Annotated in this window: 16 protein-coding genes, 1 tRNA gene and 1 pseudogene; 10 read left to right on the forward strand and 8 right to left on the reverse strand. The window is 63.5% G+C overall.

The window, feature by feature from the left end:
• Nucleotides 1-54: 54 nt before the first annotated feature.
• Genes G568_RS0114145 through nthA form a run of 3 tightly spaced genes read right to left on the reverse strand, consistent with a single transcriptional unit; the run spans nucleotide 55 to nucleotide 1,690 of the window.
• Nucleotides 55-381 carry a nitrile hydratase accessory protein gene (locus G568_RS0114145; RefSeq protein WP_026758646.1) on the reverse strand — a complete coding sequence of 109 codons (327 nt, stop codon included), beginning with the start codon at nucleotides 379-381 and terminating at the stop codon, nucleotides 55-57.
• On the reverse strand, nucleotides 378-1,058 hold the full coding sequence (gene nthB / locus G568_RS0114150; protein WP_026758647.1) for a nitrile hydratase subunit beta: 681 nt from the start codon (nucleotides 1,056-1,058) through the stop codon (nucleotides 378-380). Before nthB ends, G568_RS0114145 begins: the two co-directional genes overlap by 4 nt.
• Nucleotides 1,055-1,690: a nitrile hydratase subunit alpha gene (gene nthA, locus G568_RS0114155; RefSeq protein WP_026758648.1), complete on the reverse strand. Its 636-nt coding sequence runs from the start codon at nucleotides 1,688-1,690 to the stop codon at nucleotides 1,055-1,057. The genes nthB and nthA overlap by 4 nt, the downstream gene beginning before the upstream one ends.
• Nucleotides 1,691-1,892: 202 nt before the next feature.
• Between nthA and rpmB the strand changes: the two genes are divergently transcribed.
• From rpmB to G568_RS0114170, 3 genes are all read left to right on the forward strand, one after another.
• On the forward strand, nucleotides 1,893-2,189 hold the full coding sequence (gene rpmB, locus G568_RS0114160; RefSeq protein ID WP_026758649.1) for a 50S ribosomal protein L28: 297 nt from the start codon (nucleotides 1,893-1,895) through the stop codon (nucleotides 2,187-2,189).
• A gap of 109 nt (nucleotides 2,190-2,298) precedes the next feature.
• Nucleotides 2,299-2,649: a hypothetical protein gene (locus G568_RS18935; RefSeq protein WP_157084421.1), complete on the forward strand. Its 351-nt coding sequence runs from the start codon at nucleotides 2,299-2,301 to the stop codon at nucleotides 2,647-2,649.
• Between the two features lie 56 nt (nucleotides 2,650-2,705).
• Complete coding sequence (locus G568_RS0114170; protein WP_026758650.1) at nucleotides 2,706-3,197, forward strand: copper chaperone PCu(A)C; 492 nt, start codon at nucleotides 2,706-2,708, stop codon at nucleotides 3,195-3,197.
• 313 nt (nucleotides 3,198-3,510) lie between these two features.
• Here G568_RS0114170 and G568_RS0114175 read toward each other — a convergent pair whose 3' ends face one another.
• On the reverse strand, nucleotides 3,511-3,852 hold the full coding sequence (locus G568_RS0114175; RefSeq protein WP_026758651.1) for a hypothetical protein: 342 nt from the start codon (nucleotides 3,850-3,852) through the stop codon (nucleotides 3,511-3,513).
• 158 nt (nucleotides 3,853-4,010) lie between these two features.
• On the opposite strand from G568_RS0114175, the gene lepA reads away from it, so the two are divergent.
• Complete coding sequence (lepA, locus tag G568_RS0114180; protein ID WP_026758652.1) at nucleotides 4,011-5,810, forward strand: translation elongation factor 4; 1,800 nt, start codon at nucleotides 4,011-4,013, stop codon at nucleotides 5,808-5,810.
• A 234-nt stretch (nucleotides 5,811-6,044) separates the two neighbouring features.
• Nucleotides 6,045-6,284, forward strand: coding sequence for a hypothetical protein (locus tag G568_RS0114185; RefSeq protein WP_026758653.1), 240 nt, complete (start codon nucleotides 6,045-6,047; stop codon nucleotides 6,282-6,284).
• Between the two features lie 195 nt (nucleotides 6,285-6,479).
• Here the strand turns inward: G568_RS0114185 and G568_RS19990 are convergent, their stop codons facing one another.
• Nucleotides 6,480-6,599 carry an entericidin A/B family lipoprotein gene (locus G568_RS19990; protein ID WP_084627413.1) on the reverse strand — a complete coding sequence of 40 codons (120 nt, stop codon included), beginning with the start codon at nucleotides 6,597-6,599 and terminating at the stop codon, nucleotides 6,480-6,482.
• A gap of 145 nt (nucleotides 6,600-6,744) precedes the next feature.
• On the opposite strand from G568_RS19990, the gene G568_RS0114195 reads away from it, so the two are divergent.
• The 5 genes and pseudogenes from G568_RS0114195 (at nucleotide 6,745) to G568_RS20535 (ending at nucleotide 10,438) form a co-directional block, all read left to right on the forward strand.
• Nucleotides 6,745-6,930, forward strand: coding sequence for a hypothetical protein (locus G568_RS0114195; RefSeq protein WP_026758654.1), 186 nt, complete (start codon nucleotides 6,745-6,747; stop codon nucleotides 6,928-6,930).
• Between the two features lie 97 nt (nucleotides 6,931-7,027).
• A tRNA-Gln gene (locus G568_RS0114200) sits at nucleotides 7,028-7,102 on the forward strand.
• Nucleotides 7,103-7,390: pseudogene (locus G568_RS20870) on the forward strand (DUF6538 domain-containing protein); the annotation flags it as partial. It lies immediately after the preceding tRNA gene.
• A gap of 27 nt (nucleotides 7,391-7,417) precedes the next feature.
• Complete coding sequence (locus tag G568_RS0114205) at nucleotides 7,418-9,946, forward strand: tyrosine-type recombinase/integrase (protein ID WP_169576963.1); 2,529 nt, start codon at nucleotides 7,418-7,420, stop codon at nucleotides 9,944-9,946.
• A gap of 150 nt (nucleotides 9,947-10,096) precedes the next feature.
• Nucleotides 10,097-10,438 carry a site-specific integrase gene (locus G568_RS20535; RefSeq protein ID WP_169576964.1) on the forward strand — a complete coding sequence of 114 codons (342 nt, stop codon included), beginning with the start codon at nucleotides 10,097-10,099 and terminating at the stop codon, nucleotides 10,436-10,438.
• 54 nt (nucleotides 10,439-10,492) lie between these two features.
• Here the strand turns inward: G568_RS20535 and G568_RS0114220 are convergent, their stop codons facing one another.
• The 3 genes from G568_RS0114220 to G568_RS0114230 form a co-directional block, all read right to left on the reverse strand.
• Nucleotides 10,493-10,867 (reverse strand): hypothetical protein, encoded by a 375-nt coding sequence (locus tag G568_RS0114220; RefSeq protein ID WP_026758656.1) that lies wholly within the window; start codon nucleotides 10,865-10,867, stop codon nucleotides 10,493-10,495.
• A complete protein-coding gene (locus tag G568_RS18940) occupies nucleotides 10,867-11,268 on the reverse strand; it encodes a hypothetical protein (protein WP_051203025.1) in 402 nt (133 codons plus the stop codon). Before G568_RS18940 ends, G568_RS0114220 begins: the two co-directional genes overlap by 1 nt.
• Nucleotides 11,269-12,147: 879 nt before the next feature.
• A partial coding sequence (locus tag G568_RS0114230; protein WP_026758657.1) for an integrase core domain-containing protein occupies nucleotides 12,148-12,452 on the reverse strand: 305 nt, incomplete at its 5' end.

The following is a 12,452-nucleotide window of genomic DNA, read 5'->3' on the forward strand; positions in this document are numbered from 1 at the left end:
GAAATATCCCGGGGGAGTCGCCGCAGGCGGCGGGGGCAGCGCCCCCAAGCGCCCTCAGGACAGTTTCACCGGGTCGCCATGGGGCGTCGACAGGTAGGCTGCGCGCCACCGCTCGGCCATGTCCGCCACGGCATCCGGCCCGGCAAAACCGCGGGCGCGGGCCATGTCCTCGAGCGCGGCAAGCCATGCCAGGTAGTAATCCTCGGACCCGTCGAGGGGGCCATCCACGCCGCGCGCGCGCAAGGTGGCGGCGAAGGTGTCGGTCCACTCCGGCCAGGTGAAGGCGCCCGCCTCGGACAGAGCGACTGTGAGGGCGAAGACCTGCGCATGCCAGGGTGCGTCAAAGCGGGGGGCGTCCTCGGGCGTGGGTGAAAGGGTCATTCAAGCGGCTCCAGGTAGGGCTCGAACGCGTCGAGGGTGACCTCGTCATCGGGGTGCTCGGGGGCCAGCCACAGATCGGCGGCACGCAACGCCACGGTATAGAGCGGCTGCGGCGCCTCGCCCAGGCCGTGCGCGTGGCTATCGGGAAAGACATGCGCGCCGTGGCTGTGCAGGATCGTGGCCAAGTGCCCGCCGGCATAGCCCGGCAGGCGGGTGTGGCCGCCGGGGATGTGGGCGTGGCCCGCCCGGCGCAGGCGAACGCGGTCGCCTGGCGCAAAGCGCGGCGCGGGGCCGGGGCGATCCGTCGGGCCGCCGCGGCGCAGGGTGGGGGCGACGGCAGCGGCCTCCAACCGCCGGGCGCGCAGGCCCTCGGGCGCGGGGCCGCTGGCCTGTCCGGCGCGTAGCTCATCGCGGGTCACGACGCCCTGCTCCACCAGCAGATCGGCCAGCGCGGCGATCCATTTCTCGTAATAGCTGAAGCGCATGTAATCGCGCGGGCTGAGCCGTTCGCGGGCGTGGCGGCTGCTGTCTAGGTTCCATTGCCCCAGCGCCCCCGCCGCCAGCGTCACCGCCAGCGCGTGGGCGTGCCAGCCTTCCTTGAACACGGGGGCGTCCTCGCCATCCACCGTGACCGGGCCATCGCCGAAGCGCCCGCCCATATCGTGCAGGCGGGTCATGGCGCGGGCGCCTCGTGGGCGGCGCGCGGCAGGCCGGTGCCGACCATCGAATCACGGGTGACGAGGCGCGCGAGGTCATCTTCGCTCCAACCCTCTGTGCCTTCGGGGCGCATCGGCAGGACGAGGTAGCGGACCTCGGCGGTGCTGTCCCAGACGCGCACGGCCTGTTCGCGCGGCAGGGTCAGGCCGAACTCGGCCAGCACCTTGCGCGGCTCGCGTACCACGCGGGCGCGGTATTCGTCGGATTTGTACCATGCCGGCGGGATGCCCAGCAGGGTCCACGGGTAGCACGAGCACAGGGTGCAGACGATGACGTTGTGCCGCGCGGGCGTGTTTTCGACGACGGTGACATGTTCGCCCTGCCGCCCGGTCAGGCCAAGCGAATCGAGCACCGGATCGGCGTCGTCAAGCAGCGCCTCGCGGAACGCCGGGTCGGCCCAGGCGCGGGCGACGACGCGCGCGCCCTCTTGCGGGCCGACGCGGTGCGCGTAGGTATCTATGATCTCGTCCAGGGCGGCGGGATCGACCAGGCCCTTTTGCGTCAGGATGGTTTCCAGCGCCCGCACCCTGAGCGCGGGATCGGGCGGCAGCACCGCGTGGGCGTGATCGTGATCGTGGTGGTCATGTGGCATGGGGCCGAGTTTGACGCGGCGCGCGGCCGCTGTCACGCCCCGAATTTCGGGGAATACGGGAAATGCGCCGGCGGGCGCTTGACGGGCGGGCCGATTCCGCCTAATGACCGCTGACGAAATTCCGGGCGCTGCGCATCGGCAGTGCCCTCATATTTGTTGATGGGGTCAGATGTACCCCGCTGACCCAGACGAGGATACGCCCATGTCGCGCCGTTGCGAACTGACCGGAAAAGGCCCCATGACTGGCAACAATGTCAGCCATGCCCACAACAAGACCCGCCGCCTGTTTCGTCCCAATCTGAACGATGTGACGCTGCAATCGGAAACGCTGGGCCGTGGCATCAAGCTGCGGATTTCGGCATCTGCGCTGCGCAGCGTGGATCACCGTGGCGGTTTGGACAAGTTCCTTGCCAAGGCGAAGGACGACGAGCTGTCGCCGGCGGCACTGAAAGTCAAGAAAGAGATTGCCAAGGCACAATCCGTCGCCGCCGAGGCCTGAGGCCCGGGCACCGACGCCTTGTAGAGTTCAAACAGCCCTGCCAGCGGTGGCGGGGCTGTTTCCTTTTGTCGCTTTTCCCCCGCCCTGCGCATCGCTATATGATGGGCGCATGAGGCGGATGATCCATCCCTTGCAAGCGATTGCGCTGGCGCTGCTGCTGGTCCTGACGGGGCAGTCGGTGGCCCTGATGCGCACGGCACCGGACCCTGCGGGGCAGATGGTTTTGTGCACCGGCACCGGGCCGATCACTGTTCTGACCGACGAGAACGGGCAGCCCGTGGGCGCGCCGCATATCTGCCCCGACTGCGCGATGTCTTTGTTTGCCGCCGTGCCGGCGGCACCCGAAATGCCGCCGCGCCCTGCGATGCGCAGCGAGGCGGCGGTGGTGCGTGCGCCTGTGTCCACGCGACAGGCGGCGTATGTCGTGCCGTCGGCGCGCGATCCCCCTGCCCTGTCGTGATCCGATAACAGACTTCACGAACAGACAGTTTCACAGACAGACAAGGGAGAGACGCGATGTCTTTCAAATCCACGGTAATGGCGGCTGCGGCCGTATGTGCAATGGCCCTGCCGGCATGGGCAGAGGGGATCACGGTCAATGATCCCTATGCGCGGGCCTCGGCGATGATGTCCACCTCGGGCGCGGCGTTCATGATGATCAAGAACGAGACCGGGCAGGATGACCGCCTGATCGGCGCGGCGTCGCCGGTGGCGGAGGTCGTGCAGTTGCACACCCACAAGGAGGACGAGAACGGCGTGATGCGCATGATCCATGTCGAGGAGGGGTTTGCCCTGCCCAAGGATGGCATGATCGCGATGCAGCGCGGCGGACATCACGTGATGTTCATGGGCATCGGTGAGCCGTTCGAGCAGGGCGATATGATCCCGCTGACGCTGACGTTTGAGAAGGCGGGCGATGTGCAGGTTGAGGTGCCCGTGGACCTGGAGCGCAAGCCGGGCCAGGGCATGATGAACCACGGCAACATGCAAGGGGGCTCCGGCAACTGATAGCCGGGGATAGGCCTTGCATGAGCGCGCCTCGGCCTTCGTCCCGGGCCGGGGCGCGTGATGCCTTGTTTTGGGTGGTGTTCACGGTAGGATGGTGATGTTACGTGGTTGTTTTTAATGTATAATGGCGTTTGGCCGGGGTGATTTTTGTTGGGGTATGAGGGCGGCGTACGGGGCGGTGATGGCCTTTTGCGGACATTGGACGAGCCGTTGAGAAGCCGCGCATCGGTGGGACGCGGTGCGGCGATCCTACGCTGGTGCGGGGCACTTTATCCCAGCCAAACCCGAAAACCCCATGAGCGTTGCGCAAGCGTCAGCCGCAGCTTGCCTCGGCGTTGCCGCTGAATTCGGTGTATTTCTCCCAGAACAGCTCGTGCCGGAAGTTGTCGGACTGCCGGATTTCCTGTGCCCGGTGCGGATCGGCAAAGAACGACGCGGCAAGGTGCTGATCCGAGCGCGAGAGCGTGCGATTGGCGACCGTCTGGATACAGCCGCAAAGCTGCCGCGAGCGGGCCTTGCGGGGCGAGGCCATGCAAGCCGAACTGATCGGCCCGGGCGATAGTCGCGTCACCGGCGCGCGGTCGTTCGAGCGCCTGTCGCCGCCGCCACAGGCCGCCAGCGCCACCGCCATCGTCAAAACCACAACTGCCTTCATTTCCGTGCCTCGTTGCCGCGCCGGCGGGCATGCCGATTCACCAAGACTATGCACCGATCGCGCAGCTGCATCAATCCGCGTGCGTCCCGCCGGCGCAATCGTGTTCGCGGCTCACGGTGCGTCTTGCTACGTGGGGCGATCCGGGGCATATGGTGCGCATGACAGAGCTATCGCACATACGCAATTTCTCGATCGTGGCGCATATCGACCACGGCAAATCCACGCTGGCCGATCGCCTGATCCAGTCCACCGGCACGGTGCAGGATCGGGACATGAAGGCCCAGATGCTGGACGCGATGGATATCGAGCGCGAGCGCGGAATCACCATCAAGGCCAACACCGTGCGCATCGATTACAAGGCCGATGACGGGGAAACCTACGTTCTGAACCTGATCGACACGCCGGGGCACGTGGATTTCTCGTACGAGGTGTCGCGCTCGATGCAGGCGGTCGAGGGCAGCCTTCTGGTGGTGGATAGCACGCAGGGCGTGGAGGCGCAGACGCTGGCAAATGTCTATCAGGCCATCGACGCCGATCACGAACTGATTCCCGTGCTGAACAAGATCGACCTGCCGGCCGCCGATTGCGACCGCGTGGCCGAGCAGATCGAGGATGTGATCGGCATCGACGCCAGCGGCGCGATACATGTCAGCGCCAAGACCGGCATCGGCATCCACGAGACGCTGGAGGCGATCGTCAAGCACCTGCCGCCGCCCGAGGGCAAGCGCGACGCGCCGTTGGTGGCGATGCTGGTCGATAGCCGCTACGACAGCTACCTTGGCGTGATCGTTCTGGTGCGGATCATGGATGGCGTCCTGAGAAAGGGCGACCGTATCCGCATGATGCAGAACGGATCGGTGCACACGGTAGACCGCATCGGCGTATTCCGCCCCAAGATGGAAGCGGTCGATGAGCTGGGCCCGGGCGAAATCGGGTATATCACCGCCCAGATCAAGCAGGTGCGCGACACCCGCGTCGGCGACACCATCACCCACGAGAAGAAGGGCGCCGAAAAGCCGCTGCCGGGCTTCAAGCCCAGTCAGCCGGTGGTGTTCTGCGGTCTGTTCCCGATGGATTCGGCCGAGTTCGAGGACCTGCGCGAGGCGATCGAGAAACTGGCGCTGAACGATGCCAGCTTCAGCTACGAGGTGGAAAGCTCGGCCGCGCTTGGGTTCGGGTTCCGCTGCGGGTTCCTGGGGCTGCTGCACCTCGAGGTGATCCGCGACCGGATCGAACGGGAATACGGGATCGAGCTGATCACCACGGCGCCGTCGGTGATCTATCACGTCTATATGAAGGACGGCTCCTGCGTGGAGCTGCACAACCCCGCCGACATGCCCGACATGACCCACGTGGACCATGTCGAGGAGCCGCGCATCAAGGCTACGATCCTGGTGCCGGACGAATTCCTTGGCGACGTGCTGAAGCTCTGCCAGGATCGGCGCGGCATCCAGGAGGACCTGACCTATGCCGGCAGCCGCGCGATGGTGGTGTATGATCTGCCGCTCAACGAGGTGGTGTTCGATTTCTACGACCGCCTGAAATCGGTGACGCGGGGCTATGCCAGCTTCGATTACTACATCACCGGCTACCGCACGGATAACCTGGTGCGGATGTCGATCCTCGTGAACGACGAGCCGGTGGACGCGCTAGCGACGATGGTGCACCGCGACCGCGCCGAGATGCGCGGCCGCGCGATGGTCGAAAAGCTCAAGGAGCTGATCCCGCGCCACATGTTCAAGATCCCGATCCAGGCGGCGATCGGCGGCAAGGTGATCGCGCGCGAAACCCTTGCCGCGCTGCGCAAGGACGTGACCGCCAAGTGCTACGGCGGCGACGTCTCGCGCAAGCGCAAGCTGCTGGACAAGCAAAAGGCCGGCAAGAAGAAGATGCGCCAGTTCGGCAAGGTGGAAATCCCGCAATCGGCGTTCATCAATGCGCTGAAGATGGACGGGTGAGCACACTCATCGGCGCGCCTGAGGCTATGTCCTGATGTAGTGGAATTGAACTGCGGATCACTGAACTTCGTGTGCAACACAGGTTCGCGCCCGACCCCGTGGGTGGCGCGGCGCGGCTTGGCGTGGGGACGCGCACCACCGCCCTCTCGGCATCATCCTGCCGATGCGCTCGCCAAGCGGTCGGGGCGCTCTAGATTCGTCGTATCCACCAATCAAAAAGGGAGGATCTGACCCATGAAATACCTGGCACTTACCGCAGCACTCGCACTGTTCGCCGGTCCGGCGGTGGCGAACCAGTGTCCGGCGGACATGTCCAAGATCGACGAGGCGCTTGAGACGGCCAGCCTGTCGGAAGAGCAAATGGCCGAGGTGAAGGCCCTGCGCGCCGAGGGCGAGGAGCTGCACCAGGCGGGCGATCATGCCGCCTCGGTCGAGACGCTGGCAGAGGCCAAGGAAATCCTAGGGGTCGAGTGACCCGGCCACGCCACGGCAGGGGGCGCGGTGCTGCGGCCCCTGCTGCCCGAGATCGCGCCTATGGGGCGCCATGTGACTGAGAAAATATAGTGGACCCGGGGAAACCCCGACCTTGGCCGCAGCGCGGCCCCTAGGGGGTATATTGCCCCCGGCGACAAAAAACCGGGGCCGATCCACCGATCAGCCCCGCCTTGGTCACTCGACCGCCTTCTCCAGCGTTTGCCCGGCTTTCTGGATGTCGCGCCCAGCGCCTTGCACCGTCTCGCACGCCGCAAGGCCCATGCTTGCCACCAGCCCGATTATTACCAATCTCATAACGCGTCTCTCCTGCTGTGATCCGGTACCTTCTTACAAGCCCGCCCAAGGGACCGCAAACGCCAACGGGCGCCTGACCCAGATCAAGGCGCCCTGCCCCTTGCGCGTGGCAAACGGTATGCATGTCAACGCATAGAGAGGCGGCATGTTCCGGCTGACGATCATCCTGCACCTGTTCATCGGCGCGACCCTGTCGGGGGTGGGCCTCATCGCGGTTCTGGTGGCGGGCTATGGCTCGGGCTGGACGCTGGCGGGGGCGGCGCTGGCGGGGTTTGTCCTGGCCTTTCCGGTAAGCTACGCGGTGGCGCGCGCGATGGCCGGGGACGAGTGAGGCAACGGCCGGTGCGCGATGGTGCAAAAATTTGCATGATTTGCCTATAACGGTCTTGATCCCCCCGCCGCCACGGCGTATCACGCCCCCCGCACGTTGGGGTGTAGCCAAGTGGTAAGGCAGCAGTTTTTGGTACTGTGTATCGTAGGTTCGAATCCTACCACCCCAGCCAATGACCTCCAAAAACTCCATATTTCCCAATGGGATAGCCGTTGATCAAGCGGCCAGCCTCCCGTCTCCACGTCGCGGTGGTTCACAAACTGGTTCACATCGTGCGCGGTGTAGAACGCGGGAACCGTCGAGAAAATGGGGACTTCACCTCGTTCGCAGAAACGGGATCTTCTATTTCCGGCGGCGCTGGCCCGAAAAAATCCGGCGTCTCGGCGCACCTGCATTTCTGTCGGTTTCGCTTCGTACGCACGTTCTCGCCGAAGCGGTAAAGCGGTCGGCCGACCTGCTGTCCGCAGTCGAAGCAGGAGAGAGAAACGTGCTCGAGGAACTTCAGGACAGTCCGGTCTGCGAGGCGCGGGTCCAATCGATGCTGCGAGAGATCGTGAGGCAGGCCATGGCCGGCATGATCGCTCGACAGGAGAGCGATGCTCCCGTGGATACTTCCGACGCGAGCCTCTGCCGGATCAGCGCAGAGGCAAGCCTGATCCGGAACGCGCAGCAAGCCAGGGACTGGTCGGTTGCCTCCGCGTTCGCTGGAGAAATCGCACGGCAGAATGGCCTCGATCCCGAAGCTGTCGAGGCGCCCGCGGTCGCCCGGCAAGTCCTTTCCCTCATGCGCCGGTTGAACGAATTGGGCGCGCGCGTCGAGAGAGAGTTCGATGATCCCCTCAATGCCGGGCGGGATCTTCTCATCGACAATGGACTGCCGCCGTCCCGGGACGCCATGAAGCCGCCGATGCGGTTGTCAGACGCAATCGAGAAAGCGTGCGAGGAGGCCCCTCAGGACGTGGAGAGCAAGATCCGCGTTGTCGGCAAACTCGCCGTGGCGTTCTTCGAAGACGTTCCGGTGTCATCGATCGTGCTGGAGCGGTCTTTCGAGTTCCTCTTCACCGTCTGGATGCTGCCGAAAGGTTGGGGTAAGGCCCACGGTCGGAATCGACACGGCCAAGCCGGTCGGGAGCTTTGTCCTCTCGAAGAAATTCGCGAAGCCGACGCGAAGGACGCTGAACTTGTCGAGGAGATCATGAGCCTCGACACGCTGTCGATCCCGGATAAGCGCCGTCGGCTGGTGCAGGAACTGACCCCGCGGCTCACCGATGGATACCTGTTCGTCCAGCGCGACATGCTCAACCGCATTTTCCGCGCAGCACTCGGGAAAAAGCGCGTCGGTCGCGATGTCGATGACGAGGATCGCGTCGTTCCATCTCACTCCCAACTCAAGAACCGGCTGCGGGCCTGGCACAAATCCCAAAAGACTTCCTGCAAACTCCCCACCCGCGTCTCGCGGCCGAAGCGACGCATGTCCTGGTCGCTCGAACACGTATCACGGCTCCTCCGTTCACCGATTTATTTGGGCACCTCCTCACCCAAGCAGCGCAGCCGCAAGGCGACAGCGCGAAAGAGATACATCATCAGGGATGCGATCTATTGGGTTCCGCTCATCATGATTACGATGGGCGTCCGCCCCGAGGAAATCCTCCAGGCTGCCGTGCAGGACGTCGTTCGCCGCGATGGCATCCTCTGCTTCTTGGTCGGAGACGAGGAGGACGCGGTGTTGAAGAACCAACAATCGCGGCGCGTCCTGCCCATCCCGCAGATCCTTCTCGATCTCGGTTTCCGGCAATGGATCGTCGCGAAAAGGAAGTCCGGCGAAACCTGGCTTTTCCCTGAAATCCAGCCTGACAAAAGCCATGGCCGGCGGTCACAGACCTTCGGCGATCGCCTGCGGAATCTCCTCAAGACACTCAAGCTGCAAGACGCGCGCGAAGACATCTATGCCATGCGGCGCACGCTGTCCTCAAAGCTCATGGGCCTGGGCATCGACACCGGCACGCGCCAAAGGATCCTCGGCCACCTCGAGGGAACGACCATCGACCGGCACTATTCGGATCATGGCCTTCTGGAACTGAAGGACCTGCTCGACGCCGTCAGCTACGGGATCGAAGTCGGCAGCGACAGACGGTTTGGCTTCCCGATTATTGTCGGCAACCGCACCGCCCTGCAGACGGCCCTCGATGTCGACGTGGCGTTGACCGATCGCCAGGAAGTCTCCGCCGTTCAACTCCGGGATGCAGAAACAGACGAGATCGTGTTCGAAGCCAGCATCTCCGGCCGCAAGGCCCCATCGGGATATCCCTGGAATGGATGCCGTCAGCTCGAGGAAATCGACGTTGCCGCCCGGATCATCTCGCTCAGCCGGCAATATTCGCTCACGATGCCCGCGAGCGAAGAGGCTACGGCCGCACTCGAGCATCTGCTGATCCTTGTTGACGACAAACCGTTCTACATTCCCGCCGCCAATCGCGGCGTCGCCACGGAGGTTAAGAATACCGGAGACGCGCCTGCAGCTGCGGCCGAACCGGACATCCAGGACCAGGACTGCCGCCCGGTCAATCTTGTCGCAGGAGATCTGGTGGTCTGCGCGCTTCCGAATCTTCGCGTCGGCGGCACCAAGCCAACCGCGCGTCCTGGATTGGTCGTCGCCACGCGCTCCCTGGGTAGCCGGAGATTTCTCGATATCGCTTGGGGTAGTCCGCTTGAATCCTTCGGCCCCGCGCCTCATGAACTCGCGATTTCACGGTCGGTGGAGATGGCCGAGGCCAAACTCGACATTCCGACGAAGTTCAATTTGCGGCGACGGTTTCTTGTGCCCGAGGAGGATACCGCTCGCTTGCATCGCCGTCTGGGGCGCATCGGCAACAACGCCCAACTACGGATTCAAGAAGGCCTCAGCTGCGCAGGAGACATCTCTCCCGAACCGGTTTACGAAAACTTGCGGCCCGCGCAGCCCCTGACAGTGGAGCGCAGGCGCATAAAGGGCGTGAGACCTGTAAAATCACGGTAGGCACCAAAAAACTATCGAGACAGCGGATTGTACATAGGATCGACCGAAACACGGTAGCCTGGCGAGGCAATTTCACGCCAGGGAACCGGAACATGACACCCTCCCGAACGCGCAGCCAATCAACGTACCCAATGCCATCAAAGCTCAGACATGGCTTTTCCCAGACATACCGCGAAGCTCGGCAAAGGGCAGGCTTTCCGGCACCTTCACAAAGGCCTTTATGCACTGCCGGATCACCGAAGGCGGCTACAACCGCGGCACGACTTCCACTCCCTGAGCACCCATTTCACTGTAGTCTTGAAACGGAAGAAATGCCCGCTGGATATCCGCAAGGGACTTATCGGCCATGAGCTCCGAGACGTGACCGAGGAGCATTACGATCCCGAATTCAATGAGTGGGTGCAATCGATCGAGATCGATATCTCGCAGATCGTATCGCCCTGGCGCAATCCAGCGTCACTTCCGGGAAATGTCGTCGCCCTTCGCCGCTGACTGCAGCACACTAGAAACCGGGGCCGCCCTGATGGCGGCCCCGGTTTCCACGGTTTATTGGCAGCCCTCCTCGAACCCTTTGATCGCGATTTCGAGAAGATGCCCGATCGCCCAGAGCTCAGCGCCAGACCGCGTAGTTCGCCACGCCTTGCAATAGGGATCGACCGGTCGCTCCTCCGTGAATTTCGCAAGACCCTTAAAGTCTTCGATCGGAAGACGCTGCCGGACGCAGGCCAGCATGGCGCGACACGCCTCCAGCCGGGCGACGTCGCTGGACTCCGGATCGAGCATGGCGTGGTAGTGACACAGGCTCGGGGAGAATGTGGGCGCGCCGGGATGAGCGGCAAAGCGGATCAGGTTCAGCCACTGCGCGGCAAGTTCCGCCTGGAGGCGGGCCGTCCTGACGCGGCGTTCTTGTTCTGCCTCCATCAGCCCAACTCCACGCCTCGACCGGGGAGTCCGGCAAGCCAGAGCGCTTCAAGCGCCCGGCTGCCGCGTGAGACCGCCTCAGCGCAGTACATGGCCTCGGAGGCCCGAGGATCGTCGGGATGAACAGCCGCGAAACGGGCCGCTTCGGGTCGTGAGAGATCGTCGACGAGCTCAAGACGCAAGAGCCGTGCCAGTCGTGCAAAATCCCGCCGGCGGGTCTGCAAGTCGCCACCGGTCCGAGCGCAGGTGACGACGGCGCTGGCGCGACGCGCCCATTTCGGACCGCCGAGTAACTCGGCCGCGGCGACGAGGGTGTCGCCGTCGTGGCAGAGCCAGCGCCGGAATGCGCAGACGATCTGTGTATTCCGCAGCAGGGAATTGATATTCGGTTCGTGTTTCATCTGGATACTCACTCTCTTGGTGATGCGCGAACCCGGGGTGGGCCGCGTCAGTATCCCCGCTGCGAAGTGGTGCGTTTCTTGTCGTGTAGCTTGGTTTTTCCGATCGTGGAGATCCCCCCACGCTTGGCGATTGGCGTCGCGCAAGGCGTCCCCGCCCAGTTTTTCAGAACCCCCAACCGCCGGTCGGCGCGCCCTCATGCAAGGGCGCGCGCCGGGCGGCGGTTGGGTCACGCCTCAGGGTGTCCCGATCGGGCTCTGATCCCGCATCTTGCAATCGTCGAGCCGAGCATCGAGCAAATCCTGCTTGCGGCGTCCTGCGAGGCTCTTACACGGCTGGAACCGCCCTTATCCGGGATTTGACACGCACACCGGCAAAGCCTTTGACTCGGAGGTGCGGGGGGTGTTCGTGTCAAATCTGCCTTACTGGGGAAATCCCGCGTAGTCCTTTGACACCTAACCTAAATCGCTCGGTCTTGTAGGTCGGTAGCTCTTTACCCGAGGTAGAAATACGATAGCACAAACTGAAACGGCCAGCACATATCTGTGCCGGCCGTCGATGGCCGGTCGTCCCGGCCTGATTATTTGCGAGGTTTGGCTCGTATCTCATCTATCTAAATCCCCTCCAGCCGACGCTCCAGTTCCTGTTCGGAGAGCGGAATAGCCGCATTCACGAGGACCTGGCTCTCGCGCATCTGGTTCCGAGCGAGGCTCTCCGCCTGGTAGTGTTCCGACGTGCGATAGGATTGTTGCGCACAGAGTGCGAGAGCGGCGCGTACCCCTGACGGTCCGAGATCTCCGAGCAAGGTGTGGATCCGCGTCCTGTTGATGATGCTTCCGGTTCTGGACCTGTCACGTATTTGTGCCGCTCCGAGTGCTCGTTTAAGCCACTTTCCGTTCGAAGGCGACCGGGCTTTTCCAGCCCAATGCTGAGTGTCGTCGACGCGGATTGTAGAAACCATTGATGTATTCGAAGATCGCCATCTCAGCTTGGCGCCTGGTTGCCCATGCCCGCCGCCAGATCAGCTCCGCCTTGATGGTTTTGAAGAACGTCTCAACAGCCGCATTGTCATAGCAATTACCTTTTCCGCTCATCGAGACCTGGAAGCCGTGTTCGCGCAGGATCTTCTGGTAGTCATGCGAACAGTATTGACTGCCTCTGTCGCTGTGGAAGATGCAGCCTTTGG

The organism is Sediminimonas qiaohouensis DSM 21189 (assembly GCF_000423645.1).
GTDB classification, from domain to species: domain Bacteria; phylum Pseudomonadota; class Alphaproteobacteria; order Rhodobacterales; family Rhodobacteraceae; genus Sediminimonas; species Sediminimonas qiaohouensis.